Here is a 21,418-nt window from a genome sequence, read left to right as displayed (position 1 = left end):
TAACAGGTTAAAAGGGTAAGCTATTTTAATGCTAATTAACTAGGTGTTTAGGGTTATATTTATTGAATATAACTGCTTAATGATCTATATTAACGTTAGCTTAATAGTTACATAAAAATACAAAACTAGAGGGACTTTAGTGTGGTTACTTCAAGGACGTTTAAGCCTTCGGGCTCTTCTGATGCAAACTTTTATCGTTTGTTCGATTTGCTATGCTTGTTTTTAGCGTTTCAGCTTTCTTCCCTTATTTATTCATTTACATTTAATACTGCTTACTTGGTTGCGGTGCTTTTTGTTGCTGTAGCTTATATGTACTGCGCTGAATTGTTTTCGGCTTATCGCTCGTGGCGAGCAGGTAAGTTTAGAAGCATGGTGCTATGTGCGTGGGGTTCGTTAACCATTGCATTTTTATGCCTATTTGTAATTTCGTTTATGTTTAAATTTACCGAAACCTATTCGCGGATTGGTTTGGGTGTATGGTTTTTTTGTAGCATGCTGTTTTTATATACCTGGCGCTTAACCGTGTTTTTATATAAACGTAACCGCCGTAAGCTAGGTATGAACTTACGTAATGTAGCCATTGTAGGCGCCACCGAAAGCGGCGCATATTTGTTTACCGAAATAGATAACAACGACGAGCTAGGCTTTAAATTTAAAGGTTTTTATGATGACCGAAAACCAGAGCGTTTAAGCGATAAATTGGCTATTGATAGTGTTGAAGGCAGCATACAAACGGCTGTTGATGCAGCTAAAGCAGGGCAGATCGATATACTCTACATTGCACTGCCATTAAAAGCCGAAAAGCGCATTGCTGATATTTTAAAACAATTAGGCGACACCACGGTAGATGTACACATAATACCCGATTTTTTACTGTCTAACTTAATACATGCGCGTATAGAACATGTAGGCGAGGTAGACACATTAAGTGTGTTTGAGTCGCCATTTATAGGCGCGCATGAATTTATTAAACGCACCGAAGACATAATAGTAGCCAGCCTTATTTTATTACTTATTTCACCCCTTTTAGTGGTTATTGCTGCGGCTGTAAAAATAACGTCAAAAGGTCCTGTTATATTTAAGCAAGACCGCTACGGGCTTGATGGTAAAAAAATTAAGGTATGGAAATTTCGCTCTATGAGCGTGACCGAAAATAGCCATATTGTTACTCAAGCGACTAAAAACGATGCGCGTGTAACGCCTTTGGGAGGTTTTTTACGCCGCACCAGCTTAGACGAGTTACCCCAGTTTATAAATGTATTAAAAGGCGATATGTCGATTGTTGGGCCGCGCCCCCATGCGGTAGCCCACAACGAGGAATACCGTAAAAAGGTCGACTTTTATATGTTTAGGCATAAAGCAAAACCAGGTATTACAGGCTGGGCACAAATTAATGGGTGGCGGGGCGAAACCGACACCCTAAACAAAATGACCAAACGTGTAGAGTACGATTTACATTACATTAAGCACTGGTCGTTATGGTTTGACATAAAAATTATTTTTTTAACAATATTTAAGGGATTTAAAAATGCAAACGCTTACTAACCCCGTTAAAGGTTTACTATTAGTTGCAGGTATGGGAGTAGCAACTCCCACAATGGCAGAGCTAAACCCTGGCAGTGTTATGACCAAAGATGGCGCACAAATTACGCCTACGTTAACAACTGGTATTAGCAGTAACGATAACTTTTTTAGTACCCCAACCGACGAAGAGTCGCGTTTAATTTGGACTATAGCGCCAAATGTTGATGCACTAATAGAAGACGGCGTTAACTACTACAACTTTAATGTTGCAACCAGCACAAGTTTGCATAATAAAGACAGCGCCGATAATTTTACCCAAGTTAATTTAAGCGCTGCAACCCATAACGAGTTTACAAGTAAACACAGACTTGACTTTAATGCCACAGCCGATTGGTTGTTTGAACCACGTGGTAGCGGTTTAACCGAAGGCCTAGGCGATGCAGTAAATGAGCTAGTTGAATACCAACAACAAAGCTTAAATGGCCGTTACGAATTTGGAGCCGAAAGCTCAAAAGCACAAGTTGCATTAATGGGGGGCTTTTTTAATAAAAAATACCAAAACTTTAGGGCTATTTCGCAATTTCGTGATTACGACCGAACAACCCTAGGTATTGTTGGTTACTACAATACCCAAGCAGCTACGCGTACCTTTTTAGAGTTAAAGCAAGAAGATTATCGTTACGATGTAATTGACGCTAATGGTTTAAGCCGTGACTCAGACGATGTTAGAATTTTATTTGGTATGGAGTGGGATGCAACTGCACTTACATCGGGCTCTGTAAAATTAGGTTACCAAAAAAAGGATTTTGCCGCAGAGCAGCGTGAAAACTTTAGCGGGCTTAGCTGGGAGGCGGGTGTTACGTGGCAACCACTTAGCTACTCGTTTGTTGACTTTACCACTAGCCGCGCCGCAAAAGACCCGCTTGTTGAAGGCGATTACATTCGTGAAAGTGTATACCGTGCAACCTGGACACACGATTGGAACGACCAACTAAGTACCAGTGCTGGCTTGTCGTACACCGACGAAAAATACGTGGGCGAAATTGGCCGTAAAGACAAAACTAGTAATGCTAACTTTGCTGTAAGTTATACCACTAATAGCTTTGGTATGGTTTCGACCTATGTTGATTTTATAGATAAAGATTCTACGCAAGACGCGCTAAAGTTTGACCGTATGGTTGTAGGTATTAACTTTACATTTGCACTAAAGGCTAATTAATGAAATTTGGTATTTTTATTACTGGTTTATTTATAAATTTAGTAATGGGTAATCTTGCGCATGCCGCGCAAGATTACGTTTTAGGCGCGGGCGATAAGGTTGAAATAAAAGTATTTGGCCAGCCCGACCTAGAGGTTACTGCACTTTTAGGCAATAGCGGTGAAGTAAGTTACCCGTTTTTAGGTAAAATTAAATTGGCTGGTTTAAGTACTACGCAAGTAGAGCAACTTATTACCCAAGGTTTAAAGCCCGACTACCTAGTAAACCCAAACGTGTATGCACAAGTTATTGAATACCGCCCTTTTTATATACACGGCGAAGTAAAAAGCCCTGGCGCATACCCGTACCAACCCGCGATGACAGTAAACCAAGCAGTGGCACTTGCCGGTGGTTTAACCGAGCGGGCATCGCTTGATAAAATATACATATTTAAAGAGCAAACTAAGCAGCAGCAACAAAAAGGTAGCTTAAACAGCCAGATTGCAGCGGGCGATACAATAAAAATAGAACAGCGCTTGTTTTAAGCAATTGTTAGGGCAGTAATAAATGAACCAAATACACGAAAACCCACAAAGCGAAGAAGTAATTGATTTAAGCGCTTATTTAAATGTTATTAAACGTAATAAATGGCGTATTTTAAGCTTTGCATTAGTAGTTACGCTGCTAACTATTATGGTAACGTTAACGCTAATACCGCGTTATACCGCAACCGCTACATTACTTATTGAGGCCGAGCAAAGCAAAGCAGTAAGCTTTGATGAAGTTTACGGGCTCGACTCATCTAAAAAAGAATACTATCTTACCCAGTTTGAGGTTATTAAGTCGGATAGTATTGCCCGAGAGGTAATTACTAAGCTTGATTTAAAAGCCCATACCGATTTTATCCCTAAGCCCTCTTTTATTGGTGAGGCTACCGGTTTTGTAAAAGGGTTATTTCCCTTTTTAAATAAAGCCGACAAGCTAAAACTTACTGAGCAAGAGCAACAAGACTTAGAGATGCTTGGCTTGCTTGTGGCTTTTAAAAGTAGATTGACTGTTTCGCCGATTCGTAATACTCAATTAGTTAAAGTGAGTTTTGAGTCGAGCGACCCAAAGCTTGCAGCATTAGTGGCAAATTCCGTGGGTGAAGTGTACATAGAAAGCCAAATGCGCGCAAAAATGGGTATTACTCAGCAAGCGTCTAGCTGGTTAAATACGCGTTTATTTCAGTTGCGTGTGCAACTTGACGACTCGGAAGAAAAACTACAAGCCTACCGTGAAGCGCAAAAGCTGGTGGATATTGAGGGTATTGCAGGGCTTGTAACACAAGAGCTAGAGCAAACATCGCAGCAATTAGTAACCGCCCGTACCGAAAAAAATAACCTACAAAGTATTAACCGTGTAATAAGCGAATACGGTAATAACAATTTAGAACTTTTAGGTAGCATGCCTGAAATTACATCGCACAAAGTGGTGCAAGACGTAAAACGCGAAGTTATTTTAGTAGAGCGTAAAGTAAGTGAGCTTAGCGAAGTTTACGGCCCTAAACACCCTAAAATAATATCGGCAAAGGCTGAGCTGGCTACCGTTAAAAGCAACTTAAATAAGCAAATTAAAGGCCTTATTACTGGTATAGAAAAAGAGCTTAACCGTATTACCCGCACCGTTAGCGCCCTTGAAGCCGATTTAATTAAAATACGTGCCGAATACCAAGAGATCACCCGTAAAGAAACCGCCTACAATCAGCTTAAACGCGAAGTTGAAACAAACCGTAATATATTTAATACGTTTTTATCTCGCTCGCGCGAAACCGAAGTAACAAGCGACTTTAGCTCGGCAGCAGCACGTTTTACCGACCGCGCATACGCACCAAAAGATCCAAGTAAACCTAACAAAAAACTTATTGTAGTTTTGGCGTTTGTAGCAAGCTTTGGTTTTGCAGTAGTTATGAGCTTTGTGTTTGATGCACTTAACGACACGGTTAAAAATAAAAACGACGTTGAAAATAAATTAGCGCAGCGTATGTTAGGTATACTGCCATTTGTTAAAGTGCCTAAAAATAGCACATTTGGTATACATGCTTATTTTGACGAACATTACAGGCGTTTTGCTGAGTCGGTACGAACGTTTCGTACCAGTTTGTTGTTAACCCAGCTTGACCGCGAGCACAAAGTAATTGCGGTTACCTCAAGCTCGCCAGGTGAAGGTAAAACGACTACCTCTACCAATTTGGCTATGTCGCTTGCGCAAATGGGTAAAGTATTACTTATTGACGCCGATTTACGTAAACCGAGTATTGCAAAACGCTTTGATATACCGGTATTTCACCCAGGTTTAAGTAACCTAATTGTGGGTACTGAGCAATTAAGCGAATGTACGCATATTGACGAGCAGTCGGGCGTTACTATTATGCCAAGTGGGCAAATACCGGGTAACCCGTTAGAGCTGCTTTCGAGCAATCAGTTTAATGAGTTGTTGGTAAGTTTAAAACAAACCTACGACCATATCATTATTGATACACCACCTACCCAAGCGGTGAGTGATGCGCTGGTTATTGCGCAAAATACCGATTCGGTTATTTATGTTGTTAAAGCCGATTTAACACGCATTAAGCCTATTAAAGCGGGCATTGAGCGTTTGTTTGAATCTAAAGCGCATATTGCTGGGGTTGTTGTTAACCAGGTTGATATAACCAAGTCGAAAGAAGAACATAATTATGGCTACTACGATTATTACGATTACACTCAAAAATCTGAACAGTCGTAATTAACGGTTATTATGATAGATATACATTCCCACATATTACCTGGGCTTGACGATGGCGCTAAAGACTTAACTGAGTCTTTAGCGCTTTTAACCATGGCGCAGGCCGATGGTATAACTCATATGGTAGCTACCCCGCATATTCATTTAGGCCGCTTTAATAATGCGGCTTCGCATATTTATGACGACCTAGCTAAATTAAAACAAGCCGCGCATGATGCAAATATTAATATTCAGCTAGCCGTAGCCGCAGAGGTTAGGTTAGATGTAGAGCTTATGACCTTGGTAATGAGCAAAAAGCTACCGTTTATTGGCAATGTAAATGGCGCTAATTATGTGTTACTTGAGCTACCGCATTCGCATGTGCCGCAAGGGTTTGATAAGTTTATTAATTGGCTGGCTAAACAAAATATTAAAACCATTATTCCGCACCCTGAGCGCAACCGCGATATTCAAGCTAAGCCATTTTATATTGAGCGCTTAAAGCAATTGGGTTGTGAATTTCAGTTAACGGCCTCTAGCATTGAAGGCGAGTGGGGCGAACAAGCACAAACTATTAGCGTTGATATGCTCAAAAATGGCTTGGTGAATTATGTTGCAAGCGATGCTCATTCGGTTAAGCGCAGGCCGCCTATTTTAAGTAAGGCAAAAAGAATTGTTAGCGATTTAATAGGAGCCGAGCAGGCTGAAGCGTTGTTTGTAACTAACCCGCTTACTTTAACGGCGTCTTTATTTAATGAGTAGCACTAGCAAGGTGTTTAAATACGTTAATGTTTTAGTGTTGACACTTATTACACTGGCAATTTGTTATACCAGTTTACAAAGTATGCGCGCTAATGCGTGGTACTTTAATGCAAAAAATACCCTGCAGGAAATTACGGGTAATAATATTGATATACAGCAGCTTAACTTAGCCGACGACGCTATAAGTTTGGCAAGCTCGCTCGATCCAGCTCATCCTCATTATTTGCAGCTAATGGCGCATGTGAAATTGCTTAAGTTAGCGGTTAGTACAAACCAGCCAGATGATATAGCTGCAAGTTACCAACAAATAGAGCAATTATTATTAAAGTCGGTAGCTCTTCGTGAAACGTGGTCCGAAACCTGGATTGCGCTGGCAAAGGTAGTGAGTTACCAAAATGGCCCAACCGATCGGGTGTACGATTATATTCAACAAGCTAAGCTTGTTGGCCCGTATAAAATTGAAGTGCATTTAGGCGCTATAGAAATAGCGCTAATGAACTGGCAACAACTCCCTCCAAAATATAAAGCCTTGTATGTAAACGAGCTAAAACTTGCGGCTAAGCACGGGCATAAGTTTTCTCGTGCGTTCGATATTGCTAAGCAGGTAGATGCTTTACCTATTTTATGTTTGTCGCTTAAATTTGGCGCTCATTTTGAGCCTGTCAGAAACAGCTGGATGTTCAAAAAACAGTGTAAATAGGTTTTCTTCTCAGTGAAAAGATTTTAGATGTCTGTTATTAGATTTTAAACCCCACCACCGAGAGCCTTAAGTAAGATTCAATGAAGTTTGCCTGTATTTATTTGTAGACTTAAAGCTTGCTCACGTTAGAAGCGCAGCTTCTTCTTAAAAGATCATTTGTACAAAGAGAAGAGCATGAGGAGCAAATGAGAAGGCATTAAAACACGAATAATGGTTTATTTACTTTATCATTAGAGCACTTCTCTAAAGCGCAGCTTCTTGTTATTTTATAAATGAATTGCTACCACCGAGAACACCGAGGCGCTGCGCGCTACACAGAGAAGACATAAGTAATGATTAATCACTTCTCCTTGTTTTCTCCTTTACTTCTCGGTGGTGACATAATCACTGTTTTCTAATCAATTAAACGTAAAAGCGCAGTTTCTTTTTAAAAGATCATTTGCACAAAGAGAAAAGCATGAGGAGCAAATGAGAAGACATTAAAAGACTAATTATGGTTTCCTACCTTTATCATTAGAGCACTTCTCTAAAGCGCAGCTTCTTGTTATTTATAAATGAATTGCTACCACCGAGAACACCGAGGCGATTCGCGCTACAAAGAGAATACATAGGTAATGATTAATCACTTCTCCTTGTTTTCTCCTTTACTGCTCAGTGGTGATTAAATCACATTAGCAATGTACGGTGTTGATTTGTCGTAGGCGTCTTGCTAGGTTTTGTTGACGTTGAGCTTGCTCAATTAGAAGCGCAGCGTCTCTCAACCTCTTTGTGCAATATTTAATTAATTTTTAATAACTTGCGTGAGCAAGCTTCTTGTTATTTATAAATGAATTGCTACCACCGAGAACACCGAGGGGCTTCGCGCTACACAGAGAAGACATAAGTAATGATTAATCACTTCTCCTTGTTTTCTCCTTTACTTCTCGGTGGTGACATAATCACTGTTTTCTAATCAATTAAACGTAAAAGCGCAGCTTCTTATTGAAAGATCATTTGCACAAAGAGAAGAAAATGAGGAGCAAATGAGAAGACATTAAAAGACTAATTATGGTTTCCTACCTTTATCATTAGAGCGCTTCTCTAAAGCGCAGCTTCTTGTTATTTATAAATGAATTGCTACCACCGAGAACACCGAGGCGCTTCGCGCTACACAGAGAAGACATAAGTAATGATTAATCACTTCTCCTTGTTTTCTCGTTTACTTCTCGGTGGTGACATAATCACTGTTTTCTAATCAATTAAACGTAAAAGCGCAGCTTTTCACGTGAGCAAGCTCTACGTCTACCGCGATGGTGTAGATATGGGGTTTACTTGTAGACGCGAAGCTTGCTTGCGTGATGGGCGAAGCCCATAATAATTTAAATAAAAACGCGACGCTTTAGTAATTAAAGCGTCGCGTTTTTATATGCGCTGACCAATACGCTTAAAGCAATTTACATGCTCTGCGCGTAGTTATAAAGCGCCTTTAAGATGGTGAGGTTTTTTTCGCTGTCGTCGTGCTCATGTGCCAAGTTTTCAAGGGTGATCATAAAATCTTGTGCGCTAATTGAGGGTTGATCTTCCCCGTGCATTAACTTGTTTTGACAATACTGGCGCCATTGATCAAGTTCTTGCTGGTTGAGTGTTTCTGGCCAATTGCGTGCACGGTATCTAAACAGTAATGTATTAAACTTTTTATCTTCAAAATCTAAATTTAAGCCCGCTAGCTCGTCTGCTTTAGCATCGCGAATAATCGCAAATTTAGCTTTATCGGCGTGGCTTGTAAAGCCATCGTAAAGTAAGTAATCAACGTTAGTGGTCGCGCTGTAATCGCCTTGCTTGTTAAACACTTCAGTGACCTTATCGCGAAGCTCGGTATTGGCTTTTAAAATAGCTAAATTAGCCAGGCACTGCTCGCGGTCAATTCCTAAACGGGCTGCGTTTTCAGGCAATAATGTTTTTGCAGGCGCTAAAATAGGGCACTTGTTTAAATGCACTAACTTTAAACCAACAGGTAAATCGCCCTCGGCTAAATCAACGCGTTTGGTGTATAAACGTTTACGTAATTCTTCTACATTTAAATCAAGTAAAACTTGCGGGCTTTGGGTTAAATCAAAACAAATAACCGCGTTTTTATTTACTGGATGAAAGCTCATAGGCGCCACCCACGTTGTACACCCCTGCGTTGCAGGAATACGCGATGATGTATGCACCAGCGGCGTCATGTTAAATACATCAACTAAATCACCCAGCGCTTTTTTATTACGGAGCCCAAAAAAGAAGTTATAAAGCTTTGGCTGTTTTTCTTTTATTAGCTTAGCCAATGCAATAGTGGCGGTCACATCGCTTAGCGCATCGTGCGCAGCAGCGTGTTCAATACCGTTGGCTACTGTTAAATGTTCTAACTTAAAGCTTGGGCTACCGTCTTCTTTTAACGGCCATTCAATACCTTCAGGGCGAAGCGCATAGCAAGCGCGTACTAAATCAATAATATCCCAGCGGCTATTATTGTTTTTATATTCACGCTCGTACGGGTCGTAAAAGTTACGATAAAAACTATAACGGCTTACTTCGTCATCAAAGCGAATACTGTTATAACCTGCCACACAGGTGTTTGGCATACTAAATTCAGCATGAATTTTTGCTATAAACTCAGCCTCAACCAAGCCTTTTTTCATCGCCACTTGTGGCGTAATACCGGTGATTAAACATGCCTCAGGGTGGGGTAAGTAATCCGCTTGCGGCTTACAATATTCAATAAGCGGCTCGCCAATAATGTTTAAATCAAGATCGGTACGAATACCTGCAAATTGGCTCGGCTTATCTTTTTGAGGGCTCGCCCCCCAAGTTTCATAATCGTGCCAATAGACTGTTGCTTGATTTTGCTCTTGATATGCCATAGTAAACCCTGAGTAGTTAACTTAAAAGCGCCTAAATATGCGCCAAGTTACTAAAATAATGAATTATTTAGATTATGGCATATGGGCGAGGGAGTTTATAGGTACCTTAATTTAAACTTTAGAAATTTTAACTATTACCGCTGGAAGTCATATTTAATATCGCATATGGTATTTTTTAAATTAACTTAAGTAAAAATATGATGAGAATACTCTTTACCGCAATCATTTTTTATTCGCTTTTCACTCCACACGGTGTAATAGCCAGTACGGCTAAGGTTCAAGTAAATGGTTTTGACGTTGAATACGAATTAGCAGGTGATGGTAAACATACCATTTTACTTGAAGCGGGTGGCTCTGCTGGTTTAAGTGATTGGGAACCTGTTTTTGAATCACTTACCAAGCACGCGAAAGTTATACGGTATTCTCGTATTGGTAATGGCGGCTCTGCACAAATAAAGAAAAACTATAGCTCAGAAGAATACGCTGCTGAGGTTGTGCAATTGCTAAAAGTACTTAAAGTAGAAGAGCCTGTTGTATACGTTGCCCATTCTTATGGTGCTTATATTGCGCGTGTATTTGCTGCAACATACCCTAACAGTATTAAAGCGTTGATGTTAATTGAGCCTGCATCAGAGCATGATGTAGATATTATGCGTGCGATTGATTTACCACGTGCAGAAAAAGAAATTGCTGCAATAAAGCTCGATGATATGAAAAATGGTATGTCGAATCAGTATTTAGATTTTTGGGCAAAACGCCCACTACCTGATTACCCTCAAATTGCTGATATACCCGTGACTGTGATCGCCTCCGTTAAAAAGTATAAAAAGCCACCTGTATTATTTTTTACCGACCAAGCGCGTGAAATGTGGGGTGACTTACATTCAAAGTGGGCTAATGCATTTCCACAAGGTGAAATAGTAATAACAAATAAAAGCTATCACTATCCGCAAAATGATGAGCCAAAAATGGTTGTAACCCAAATAGTTAAGTTACTTGAACGCACTCAATAAGTTTAAATTTTTGGTTGTTTTGATAAATATCAATTTTCGAAATTAATGGTCGGCATTAGACTAAAGTCTATAGGTTAGGTTTCTTCACTTATTAGGTTTGTTTTTATCGTTTGTCGGTTTGATGGTAATTCTCTAAAGTTCAGTTGTCGGCAACAAGCACGACTTAACCAAAGCGCTTTTAAAGGATGCTGACGCACCACGTTTTAAAGTACGCCAGCTTACTTCATACGCACTAAGTAACCGTGGTGTTGCGCGTTTGAAATCGAATAACGAAACAGCTGCATTAGCCGATTTGTACGAAGCTAACCAAATGTCTAACAGCACTATGGTATCGCACAACTTAAATCGCGCTAAAGAAGAGCTTTCTTTATAAGCTTTTAGCAAGCATATTTTAAAAAAAGCCCCAGCTAGGTTTAACCTGCTGGGGCTTTTTTGTATCAGCATTATTGTATTTTGTACGATTACGTTCTTATTGCTAAGAGTAATCGCATTACCCATAGTTTATTAAATGTGAGTACCTAAAAAGTTGGTATATTTATAATGGCGTTAGACTAAAGTCTATAGGTTAATTTTATTCACTTATTAAGTTTGTTTTTATCGTTTGTGAGGTTTGAGCTTTTACTCTAAAGTTCAGTTGTCGGCAACAAGCACGACTCACTTAATTAGGAAAGGCAAACCATGAAACGTACACTTTTAAAAACCATCGCTCTTGGCTCATTATTAACTTGCTCTGCAGCTGTAATGGCTGATTCAAGTGACTACAAATTAATGGTTATTGAAGCGCAAACTGCGCCGCAGCCGCTTGAACAATCGTTTAACAGCTGCGCACTGAATGTTAAATCAAAAAACTACGCACAGGCTGAAGCTATTTGTACTAAAGCAATTGCACTTTTAAAAGATGCAGACGCACCACGATTTAAAGTACGCCAGCTTACCTCATTCGCGTTAAGCAACCGCGGTGTAGCGCGTTTAAAAGCGAACAACGAAACGGCTGGTCTTGCTGATTTATACGAAGCTAAATCAATGTCTAACAGTACAATGGTGTCGCACAATTTAACACGTGCTAAAGAAGAGCTTTCTTTATAATAAGTATTACCGCAGTGAAAAAGCCGATGTGAGAGTGATCTTGCATCGGCTTTTTTGTGTTTACTGTTTTTTAAAGTGCTCATTATCTATTCATCATTGCGGGTTAATAATACATTTAATTGTTTAACTCAAAGCAGAATCCTATTTTGAAGCCCATAAAAATATTACTACTTAGCTTAGTCGTTATTATATTAACCATAGTACTAGCCCTGTTCGTTTTGCCTGAAAAAATCACTAATCCCGTATTAGGGGCAACACCCAAAGACTGGAATCATGCTACTTTTTGGTATGAGCCATGGGGGAAGTCGGGTGTTCATAAAGGCATTGATATATTTGGTAAAAAAAATACGCATGTTGTTGCACCGGTTAATGGGATTGTTGTGTTTAGCGGTGAGCTTAAAAGAGGCGGTAAGGTAGTTGCTATACTCGGGCCTAAATGGCGGGTGCACTATGTAGCGCATTTAAATAGTTACAGTGTAAGTGAAGGCGACATTGTGAAGTTAAATGAAAATATAGGCTTATTGGGTAACACAGGAAATGCAGCGGGTAAGCCACCTCATGTTCATTATTCAATTGTGTCTTTATTTCCACTACCTTGGCTTGCAACAAGTGAAAGCCAAGGTTGGAAAAGAATGTTTTATATTAACCCACATACAAAACTGATTAGCCGGTAATAGTCGGTGGCTAATAAATGATACAAATTTTTAGTTATTGAATAGCTACAGCAAGCTGGTGGTAAAGTCCAATACCTACAATTACATTGAACGGAAAAGTAACACCTAGCGAGCTAAGCATTGCAAGGCCTATATCGGCTTTAGGAATAGCGGCTTTGATTGCTGCAGGTGCTGCAATGTAAGAGGCACTGGCTACTAAGCTACCGAGTATAACCACTGAACCAAGTTCTAATCCTAATAAAGTACCTACGCCCACGCCTACTGTGCCCAAACATAGTGGGGTAATAATAGCAAAAGTCGCTAATTTCCAATGTTGCCATGGGAAAGGGCGAAGTGTTTGTGCAGCTACTAATCCCATTTCTAGTAAAAATAAAGCGAGGACTACTTTAAAACTGCTTGTTAATAAGCTGGTAACCTGGCTGCCTTGCGATGTGCCGTACATCATGCCAATAATTACACCACCCACTAATAAAATTACACTTTTGTTGGTGAGGGTTTCGTGCCAAAGTGCTTTTAATGAGAGAGTACTTGTTTGGCTTGGGTCTTTATCGAGCTTACGATAAAGTAATAAGCCAACAATAATAGCGGGAAGCTCTAGCATAACTAAATAGAGCGTTACTTCAGCGCCAACGGCTAAATTTGCAGATTCGGCATACGCTAACGCAACCGCGAACGTACCTGCACTCACCGAACCATAATGCGCTGCAATACTTGCGCTGTTAGCCACTGATAATTTAATAACGTATTTTAAAATGGGGTATAGCATTAGCGGAATAAGTGCACCTAGGAGCATCACTGTGCCCATTTCTGGTAACAGTTGCCAGCTTAAATTGCCGTGAAGTACCATGCCGCCTTTTAAACCAATAGTTAGCATGAGTAATAAGCTTAGTGTTTCGTAGGTTGCTTTAGGAATGGTTAAATCAGAGCGTAATATTCCCGCTACTAATCCTAAAATAAAAAACATAACAACTATATCAGGCACAACATTTCCTTTTAAATATGAAATTAAGTAGCGCTATTGTATTTAAAACTTTGTATAGTAAATAATAAAATAAATACTAGTTAGGTATAAATAATTATCTATAGGTGGTGATTGTGGATTTACGACATATTTCATTTAGGTTGCTCGAAGTGTTTATGAACGTAGTAAAAACAGGCTCAATTAGCGAAACCGCGAGGCGTTTGCACTTAACTCAGCCTACTGTATCGCTGCAAATTAAACGCTTACAAGAAGCCGTAGCTGAGCCTTTAATGGTTATGCAGCATCAAAAAATGCACGTGACCGAAGCTGGACTTGAGCTTTATAAAACCTGTCAGCAAGTATTTGGACACTTTGAAGATTACCAAGACTTTTTAACAGAACTAAATGGTGGTGAGCGAGGTAGGTGTAAAATAGCCATGGTCAATACCGCACAATATATTTTGCCCAAATTATTAGGACCCTATAGTAATTTACACCCGCATGTTGAGCTTCCACTAGAAATTGGTAACCGTGCAGAAGTGCTAAACCGATTTGAGCGTGGTGAAGACGATATTTACGTATTCAGCCATCCTCCATCGCTTGAACATGCGCAAGCTGCACGTTTTTTACATAATCCGCTTGAGTTTATTGTGCCGGTTAATCATCCGCTTGCACAAGTAGAGTCAGTAAAGCTCAGCGACTTAATGCAATACCGGTTTTTATTACGTGAAAATGGCTCGGCAACGCGCATGTTATTTGAAAGCGAGCTACAAAGCCGTGGTTTAGTACTGAGTGATTCAGTACAAATGGCCAGCAACGAAGCAATTAGAGTTGCGGTATCTTCGGGTATGGGAATAGCCGTTTTATCTCGCCATGTACTCGCAAAAGACGATGCAAGCTTTAAGGTATTAACTGTTACCGATACTCATTTAGCTAGCCATTGGTATTTTGTTATGCGAACCGACAGGCATATATCGCATGCGGCTCGAAACTTTTTAAAATTTGCACAGCAGCATTTAGAGCAATACCTCGATTCGCAGTGGGTACGAAACGAGTTAGATAATTTGCAACTAAATTAATTTATATCCGGGGTTGAGTCTCTTAAAATTAGCTTAGGCTCAAACACCTGAGTAACCGTTATGCCGCTTTTTTTATAAATATCTTTAAGCACTAAATTTGCTGCTGCACGGCCCATTTCGGGTACTGGGTTATCTATTGTGGTAAGCGTAGGGTAAAGGTAATTGGTAAAAATAACGTTATCAAACCCAATTATTGCTAAATCTTTAGGTATATTAAAGCCATGCTCGCGAGCGTATTTCATTGCACCCGATGCCATTTCGTCATTGGCGCACACAAGAGCCGTAATTTGTGCTTTATTTTGAATAAAATGACGCAGGCCATCGCTGCCACCGGTTTCTTTAAAGTCGCCCACATAATACAAGCTTTCGTCAAAGGTGAGGTTATATTCTGCAAGCGCCTTTTTGTGGCCTTTTAAACGATCTGATGCATCTTCTTTAAATTGTGGACCGGCAATATAAGCAATACGTTTATGCCCTTTATTGATCATAGCTTTTGTTGCAAGGTAGCCACCCATAACATTATCGAGACTAATGCAGTTTTGCTCTATTTCTTTAACGTAGCGACTCATTAAATAAATAGGGGTTTTACCTTTACTGAGCTCAATTAAATACTCGTTAGATACCGCTTCTACGTGAGCAATAATGGCGTCGCAATTACGGCTAATTAAAAATTCAAAACCGTTTTTTTCTTTTTTTTCATCACTGTGGCCGGGCGTAATAATTACGTGTTTACCAGCTATACGTAATTGCTCTTCAATGGCCGACATCATTTGTCCAAAAAACGGGCCGTCTAACTCAGACACTAAAATGCCTACACTGTTAGTACGGCTTGATGCTAAAGAGCGTGCAATAGAGCTTGGCTGATAGCCGAGCTCTTTCATCGCCTCTAATACCTTTTTTTTAGTTTTTTTACTTACGTAGTCGTTGTCGTTAAGCACCCTAGAAACAGTTGATAAAGACACTCCTGCCATTTCTGATACTTGATAAATAGTCGCCATTTATATCCTAGCTTGTACGCATTTGTTTTAAATAAAATTTATAAAACATAAATTGTGATTAAATGTTAATTTACACATTACTGCGCCTAATTGCTAAATCTTCTGTTATTTTTTGGGTTATTGCAGGTGTAAGCGGATAAATAAGCATCAACGCGGCGCCTAAAAATGCAAAAGCAGCAGGGATCCAGCTCATTAACAACTGCATAGCGGGAAGGGTTTGGTTAATTGTAAGCTCATCCATACCGTTATACCCATAGCTTGCAAGTACCACTAATACAAGTGCCCCAGCAAAACCACCTCCCGTTTTTTGTACAAAGGTGCCTGCAGAATAAATAAGCCCGGTTGCGCGGCGTTTATTTTTCCACTCGGAGTAGTCGGCAGAATCTCCCAGCATGCTAAAAAACAAAGTAGGCATCATAGCGGCAAAAAACTCAGCCGCGCAGCCAAACGTAAATACAGCGACAATATTATTGCTAGGCACCCAATAAAATGCAGTGGTTAATAAGCCGCTTAGCAACAACGATGCAATAAATAAATTGCGTTTGCCCATAATTTCAGCCAGCTTGCCTGTAGCAAGTGCACCAAATATAGATACTATTAATAAGGCAATAAAATATTGCCCTGCCATCAGTTCATTGCCAACGTGGTACTTAAAGTAATAGGCAATAACACCATATTTTATGCCGTTAAACATCATGGTTAAAAAGCCAATACCCAATAAAACGAGCCACGGTTTATTTGTTAGTAAATCGACCATATCGCGCTGCGAACCGGTTAGGTTTTGTTTGTTTTTATTAAGTAGTTTTTTTATAACAACAGTCATTGCCGCCATAACTAAAGCAAAAAATAATCCGCTGTATAAATCGCGATAATAAAAAAACAGTGTTGTTGATAACAAAGGTAATATTATAAATGGTAGGTTTTTAGTTAAATCAAACAGTTCTGATTTTAAACACCCTTGCTCTGAGGCTGTGGCTATTACACGCTCTTTAGTGCTTACAAAGGTAATAACCATAAGCGCAATAAGTAAACTTGCGAACAAATACATAGTGAGCTGATAGCCCTTGGCGTTATCACCGCCTCCAAAGTAAGCGACTAAATCGGGTAAAAAACCCATCACTAATAACCCGCCGGTAAACGCGCCTGCAAATCTGAATCCTGATAGCTTTGTGCGCTCGGTGTCATCGGGGGTCATTACGCCCATAAGTGCAGAGTAGGGTACGTTACTGACTGTATAAGCAAGTGTTAAACCAATATAAGTAACGTAGGCATAGATAAGTTTATTGGTGTCGTTAAAGTTAGGTGTGGTAAAACACAGCACCATAAATAAACCTAAAAAGGGCGCGGAGTAGAGTATCCACGGCCTAAATTTTCCAAAGCGTGACTGCGTTCTATCGGCAATCATGCCCATAATTATATCGGTTACACCATCAGATAATCTAACCACTAAAAACAGCATGGCGGCCGCTGCAGCCGATATGCCAAAGGTGTCGGTATAAAATACCGCTAAATAGGCCAATGCGCCGCGCCATACTAAATTAGCACCCGCGTCACCCATGGCATAACCGACTTTTTCGTATAAAGGGAGTTTGTTCACAGTGTGTGTTCTTATTGTTATCAGCCGCTAATTTATCGGCTTGTTATGAGTTTAGTGTACGCTTTACCACTGGCTTTAACAGTTCGTTTTTGTGTGTTGTAGTCTACGTGTACTATACCAAAGCGTTTTAAATACCCTTCTGCCCATTCAAAATTATCCATGAGGCTCCACGCAAAGTAACCATCTACCTTAACACCTTGTGCTGTTGCATTATGTAGGGCATTTAAATGCTCTTGGTAATATTCAATACGATCGGTGTCTTTCACTTCACCGTCTTTAAATTCATCAGCCATGGCTGCGCCATTTTCGGTAATATAAATAGGTGGTAGGGTGTATTTTTCGTTTAACGATACAAGTAACTCTGTAAGCGCTTTAGGGTAAATTTCCCAGCCAATATCGGTCATTGGGGCTTTGTGTGGCAGCTCATGATAAAAGTCTGTTTCGCTTGCTTGATAATGCATACGGGTATAAAAATTCACACCTAAATAATCAAGTGGCTGTGCAATAATTTCCATATCGCCTGGTAAAATATCAGGGCGCTGGGCTTTAGGTAATTGGTTAATAATATCAGGGTATTGACCTTGCATTACTGGCTGCATATACCATTGATTTATGTAGTCATCAGCAAATGCAGTGGCGTTTAAATCTTCTTCGCATTGGGTAACTGAGTAGCAAGGCGTAAAGTTAAGCACAATACCGTTGAGTGAATTAGGGCTATTTTTAGCAAGCACTTGCATCGCTAATCCGTGGCCAAGTAGTAAATGATGGGCAGCTTTTCGCCCGTGTTCTCGACCTACAATACCGGGTGCATGTACGCCAATTTCGTAACCTAAATAAGAGCTACAAAATGGCTCGTTTAGTGTTGCGTAAGAATGTACTCGCTCACCAAAGGCTTGAGTAATTAAGTCTGCGTAATGTGCAAATTCGTAAGCCGTGTTTCGGTTAAGCCAACCGCCTTCGTCTTCAATATGTTGTGGTAAATCCCAGTGGTACAAAGTAACAAATGCTTTGATATTACGACGTTTTAGCTCATCTAAAATATCGGTGTAAAACTTAACCCCTTCAGGGTTTAAATGGCCAGCTTTGGTCATCACACGCGGCCAAGAAATAGAAAGCCTGTAGGCGTCTACACCTAGCGACTCAATCAAATCTATATCGTCTTGCCAACGAGTGTAGTGCTCGCAGGCTACATCGCCATTTGAATTATCAGCAATTTTACCTTCTTTACTACAAAAGGTATCCCAAATGCAGGGGAGACGATCTGCTGCGCCACCCTCAATTTGAAAAGACGCTGTGGCCACACCGTAAGTAAAGTGTTTGGCTAAAAGTGGTGAGCCACTAGGTAAAGATAATTGTTTCATTAAGCGAAAACCCCTGCTTTATTTTTAGTAAATTTGCTTTTATAAAGTTAAAGTTGGAAGCGCTTCCATAATTAATTTGATTAATCGCCGGGTATAGTATTTAATAACTTTCAGGAAGCGCTTCCATATTTAGGTTAGTGGCTATTGTTTAACAGGTCAATAGTTATATTTAAATAAGCAAATTACATTATAAAAACACACCCAGACAACACAGGGCCATAACAATGAAAAAAAGCTTAAACACAAAAGCATTAAAAATTCTTTTCCTTTTAGTGGGAGGAATATGCGTTTTAACAGCCTGTAATAAACAGCAAACGCAAGTTAGTAACAATCATACTAACGCCTCGGAGCATGAGCAGGGCGATATAACACTTTGGCCAACACTTAAAAACAAAGTACAAAAAAGTGCCGAGATTGAAAATACAATTGCTGGTTATTTAAAGTCGATGACGCTTGAGCAAAAAGTAGCGCAAATGATCCAACCAGAAATTCGCGATATAACCGTTGAAGATATGCGCAAATATGGGTTTGGATCTTATTTAAATGGTGGAGGCTCTTTTCCTGATGCTAATAAGCATGCTACTCCTGCTGACTGGATAGCGCTTGCAGAGAGTATGTATCAAGCATCGGTTGATGATACGCTTGATGGCAGTAAAATCCCTACCATGTGGGGCACCGATGCCGTACATGGACACAATAACGTCATTGGTGCGACGTTATTTCCACATAATATTGGTTTGGGTGCTGCTAATAACCCTGCGCTTATAGAGCAAATTGCAGCGGCAACAGCGGTAGAAGTAATGGCTACAGGAATTGATTGGGTATTTGCACCTACCGTAGCTGTAGTGCGCGATGATCGCTGGGGCAGAACCTACGAAGGCTATTCAGAAGACCCTGCAATTGTTCGCGAGTATTCAGCCGCTATTGTAAATGGCTTACAAGGTAGAGCCGATGGCGACTTTTTAAGTGATAAACGCGTAATTAGCACTGTTAAGCACTTTTTAGGTGATGGTGGTACAGTGGATGGCGACGATCAAGGTAATAATATTGATACCGAAAAAGATTTATACAATATACATGCGCAAGGTTATATAGGTGGCTTAACGGCAGGTAGTCAGTCTGTTATGGCGTCGTTTAATAGCTGGCATGGCAAAAAAAATCATGGCAATAAATACTTACTTACCGATGTACTCAAAACCAAAATGGGTTTTGATGGCTTTGTTGTAGGAGATTGGAACGGCCACGGGCAAGTTGCCGGCTGTACTAACGAAAGCTGCCCACAAGCAGTCAATGCGGGGCTTGATATTTTTATGGTGCCTACAAGTGCTTGGAAACCACTTTATAACAATACAATAGCGCAAGTAAAAGCAGGTACTATTCCTATGGCTAGAATAGATGATGCCGTTGCACGTATTTTACGCGTTAAATTACGTGCGGGTTTATTTGAAAAACCAAGCCCTGCCAAGCGTAAATTCTCAGGTAAATTAGCGCTAATTGGTGCGCCAGCACATCGTGATATTGCCCGCCAAGCGGTGCAAGAGTCTTTAGTACTGCTTAAAAACAATAACCATATATTACCGATTAACCCATCAAGCAATATACTTGTAGCAGGCGATGCGGCCAATAATATTGGTAAACAATCGGGCGGTTGGAGCATTACGTGGCAAGGCACCAACAATAAAAATGCAGATTTCCCTGGAGCAACGTCTATTTATGCGGGGCTAAAAACGCAAATAGACTCTGCTGGTGGTAACGCTATTTTAAGCCCAAATGGCACGTTTGATACTACACCCGACGTAGCCATTGTTGTATTTGGCGAAGAGCCATACGCAGAAGGGCATGGCGATAAAGATAACCTTGAGTTTGAGCGAGGTAATAAACGCTCACTTAAAATATTAAAAGCGTTAAAACAGCAAAATATACCGGTTGTATCTGTGTTTATATCGGGCAGACCCATGTGGGTTAATAGCGAGCTTAATGCATCTGATGCGTTTGTAGCTGCATGGCTTCCTGGCACTGAAGGCCAAGGTGTTGCTGATGTATTACTAAGCGATAAACAAGGGCAAGTACAACATGACTTTAAAGGTAAGTTATCGTTCTCTTGGCCTAAATCGCCACTACAAACGGCTGTAAACAAGGGCAATGAACATTATGCACCGCTACTACCTTATGGATTTGGGTTAACCTATAAAGATAAAAGTACCCTTACCAATAACCTAAATGAAGAGTCAGGTGTTGATGTAAGCAACCTTGCGCCGCTGTCTATATTTAATGGCAGCTTTAAAACGCCGTGGCGTTTGTTTTTAAACTCTAATAACCAGCAGCATCAAGTGGCCAGCAACAGTGTAAAGCTTGGCGGCATTACTTATCGTACTGAAGATAAGGCCATTCAAGAAGATGCGATGGCGTTTAATTTTACAGGCTCTAGCACAAGCTATATCGAAATTAACAGTAACTTTACTGAAGACAAAGTAGCTTATATTGAGGCTAATTCAGCGCTTAGTTTTAGCTATAAAATAAATACAATGCCAACAGAGCAAGTGCAACTAGGTATGAAATGCGAGCAAGGCTGTGGTGGCGAGCTTAATATTACCAATGAGCTTAAAAATTCAGCCTTAAATACATGGCAAACAATGAGTATAGATTTAACCTGTTTTGCTAAAAAGGGCGTTGATTTTGCCAGAGTAACCAGCCCGTTTATTATTAAAACGGCAGGAGAGCTTAGCGTTTCAGTTGCAGATATTAGCTTTAAACCACAAAGCGCAAATAGCGCCACGGTTAAATGTGAGTAATAGCGTGTTTATAAGTTAAGTTTATTGTGTGTTGTCTCAAAGCCCTTTT

Annotated in this window: 16 protein-coding genes and 1 pseudogene; 12 read left to right on the top strand and 5 right to left on the bottom strand. The window is 40.2% G+C overall.

The features are described 5' to 3' along the window. The first annotated feature begins 141 nt into the window (after positions 1-141). The 6 genes from PMAN_RS08065 to PMAN_RS08040 are packed head-to-tail and all read left to right on the top strand — an operon-like array spanning position 142 to position 6,929. Complete coding sequence (locus PMAN_RS08065) at positions 142-1,545, top strand: undecaprenyl-phosphate glucose phosphotransferase (RefSeq protein ID WP_010557343.1); 1,404 nt, start codon at positions 142-144, stop codon at positions 1,543-1,545. Further along, positions 1,529-2,743 carry an outer membrane beta-barrel protein gene (locus PMAN_RS08060; RefSeq protein WP_010557344.1) on the top strand — a complete coding sequence of 405 codons (1,215 nt, stop codon included), beginning with the start codon at positions 1,529-1,531 and terminating at the stop codon, positions 2,741-2,743. The genes PMAN_RS08065 and PMAN_RS08060 overlap by 17 nt, the downstream gene beginning before the upstream one ends. Then, the gene (locus PMAN_RS08055; RefSeq protein WP_010557345.1) at positions 2,743-3,267 is read left to right on the top strand and encodes a polysaccharide biosynthesis/export family protein; all 525 of its coding nucleotides are present in this window, start codon (positions 2,743-2,745) and stop codon (positions 3,265-3,267) included. The genes PMAN_RS08060 and PMAN_RS08055 overlap by 1 nt, the downstream gene beginning before the upstream one ends. A gap of 22 nt (positions 3,268-3,289) precedes the next feature. Beyond that, positions 3,290-5,488: a GumC family protein gene (locus PMAN_RS08050; protein WP_010557346.1), complete on the top strand. Its 2,199-nt coding sequence runs from the start codon at positions 3,290-3,292 to the stop codon at positions 5,486-5,488. Positions 5,489-5,500: 12 nt separating this feature from the next. Then, the gene (locus PMAN_RS08045) at positions 5,501-6,229 is read left to right on the top strand and encodes a tyrosine-protein phosphatase (protein ID WP_010557347.1); all 729 of its coding nucleotides are present in this window, start codon (positions 5,501-5,503) and stop codon (positions 6,227-6,229) included. Beyond that, positions 6,222-6,929 carry a VpsP family polysaccharide biosynthesis protein gene (locus PMAN_RS08040; protein WP_010557348.1) on the top strand — a complete coding sequence of 236 codons (708 nt, stop codon included), beginning with the start codon at positions 6,222-6,224 and terminating at the stop codon, positions 6,927-6,929. Before PMAN_RS08045 ends, PMAN_RS08040 begins: the two co-directional genes overlap by 8 nt. A gap of 1,433 nt (positions 6,930-8,362) precedes the next feature. Here the strand turns inward: PMAN_RS08040 and sbcB are convergent. Continuing rightward, a complete protein-coding gene (sbcB, locus tag PMAN_RS08035) occupies positions 8,363-9,808 on the bottom strand; it encodes an exodeoxyribonuclease I (protein WP_010557349.1) in 1,446 nt (481 codons plus the stop codon). Positions 9,809-10,008: 200 nt separating this feature from the next. On the opposite strand from sbcB, the gene PMAN_RS08030 reads away from it, so the two are divergent. The 4 genes and pseudogenes from PMAN_RS08030 to PMAN_RS08015 all read left to right on the top strand — a co-directional run bounded on the left by PMAN_RS08030 (position 10,009) and on the right by PMAN_RS08015 (position 12,581). After that, positions 10,009-10,821, top strand: a complete 813-nt coding sequence (locus tag PMAN_RS08030) for an alpha/beta fold hydrolase (RefSeq protein WP_010557350.1) — start codon at positions 10,009-10,011, stop codon at positions 10,819-10,821. Between the two features lie 172 nt (positions 10,822-10,993). Further along, positions 10,994-11,194: pseudogene (locus PMAN_RS08025) on the top strand (hypothetical protein); the annotation flags it as partial. 305 nt (positions 11,195-11,499) lie between these two features. Then, the gene (locus PMAN_RS08020) at positions 11,500-11,907 is read left to right on the top strand and encodes a hypothetical protein (RefSeq protein ID WP_006792270.1); all 408 of its coding nucleotides are present in this window, start codon (positions 11,500-11,502) and stop codon (positions 11,905-11,907) included. 146 nt (positions 11,908-12,053) lie between these two features. Beyond that, positions 12,054-12,581, top strand: coding sequence for a M23 family metallopeptidase (locus PMAN_RS08015; protein WP_010557352.1), 528 nt, complete (start codon positions 12,054-12,056; stop codon positions 12,579-12,581). A gap of 34 nt (positions 12,582-12,615) precedes the next feature. On the opposite strand, the gene PMAN_RS08010 is transcribed toward PMAN_RS08015, so the two are convergent. Next, positions 12,616-13,563 carry a sodium-dependent bicarbonate transport family permease gene (locus tag PMAN_RS08010; RefSeq protein ID WP_010557353.1) on the bottom strand — a complete coding sequence of 316 codons (948 nt, stop codon included), beginning with the start codon at positions 13,561-13,563 and terminating at the stop codon, positions 12,616-12,618. Between the two features lie 113 nt (positions 13,564-13,676). Between PMAN_RS08010 and PMAN_RS08005 the strand changes: the two genes are divergently transcribed. Next, on the top strand, positions 13,677-14,621 hold the full coding sequence (locus tag PMAN_RS08005; RefSeq protein ID WP_033035638.1) for a LysR substrate-binding domain-containing protein: 945 nt from the start codon (positions 13,677-13,679) through the stop codon (positions 14,619-14,621). Here PMAN_RS08005 and PMAN_RS08000 read toward each other — a convergent pair. The 3 genes from PMAN_RS08000 to PMAN_RS07990 form a co-directional block, all read right to left on the bottom strand. Further along, complete coding sequence (locus PMAN_RS08000; RefSeq protein ID WP_010557355.1) at positions 14,618-15,619, bottom strand: LacI family DNA-binding transcriptional regulator; 1,002 nt, start codon at positions 15,617-15,619, stop codon at positions 14,618-14,620. The two genes, PMAN_RS08005 and PMAN_RS08000, sit on opposite strands and share 4 nt — an antisense overlap. A 70-nt stretch (positions 15,620-15,689) precedes the next feature. Then, entirely contained in the window at positions 15,690-17,216 is a 1,527-nt protein-coding gene (locus tag PMAN_RS07995; RefSeq protein ID WP_010557356.1) for an MFS transporter, read from the bottom strand. A gap of 32 nt (positions 17,217-17,248) precedes the next feature. Then, positions 17,249-18,577, bottom strand: a complete 1,329-nt coding sequence (locus PMAN_RS07990) for a GH1 family beta-glucosidase (protein WP_010557357.1) — start codon at positions 18,575-18,577, stop codon at positions 17,249-17,251. A 224-nt stretch (positions 18,578-18,801) separates the two neighbouring features. Here PMAN_RS07990 and PMAN_RS07985 point away from each other — a divergent pair, with 224 nt between their 5' ends. After that, positions 18,802-21,369, top strand: a complete 2,568-nt coding sequence (locus PMAN_RS07985; RefSeq protein ID WP_010557358.1) for a glycoside hydrolase family 3 protein — start codon at positions 18,802-18,804, stop codon at positions 21,367-21,369. Positions 21,370-21,418: the final 49 nt, after the last annotated feature.

This window comes from Pseudoalteromonas marina, assembly GCF_000238335.3.
Lineage (GTDB): Bacteria > Pseudomonadota > Gammaproteobacteria > Enterobacterales > Alteromonadaceae > Pseudoalteromonas > Pseudoalteromonas marina.
Note: the sequence above shows the minus strand (reverse complement) of the source record. Positions and strands in the feature narration are given on the sequence as shown.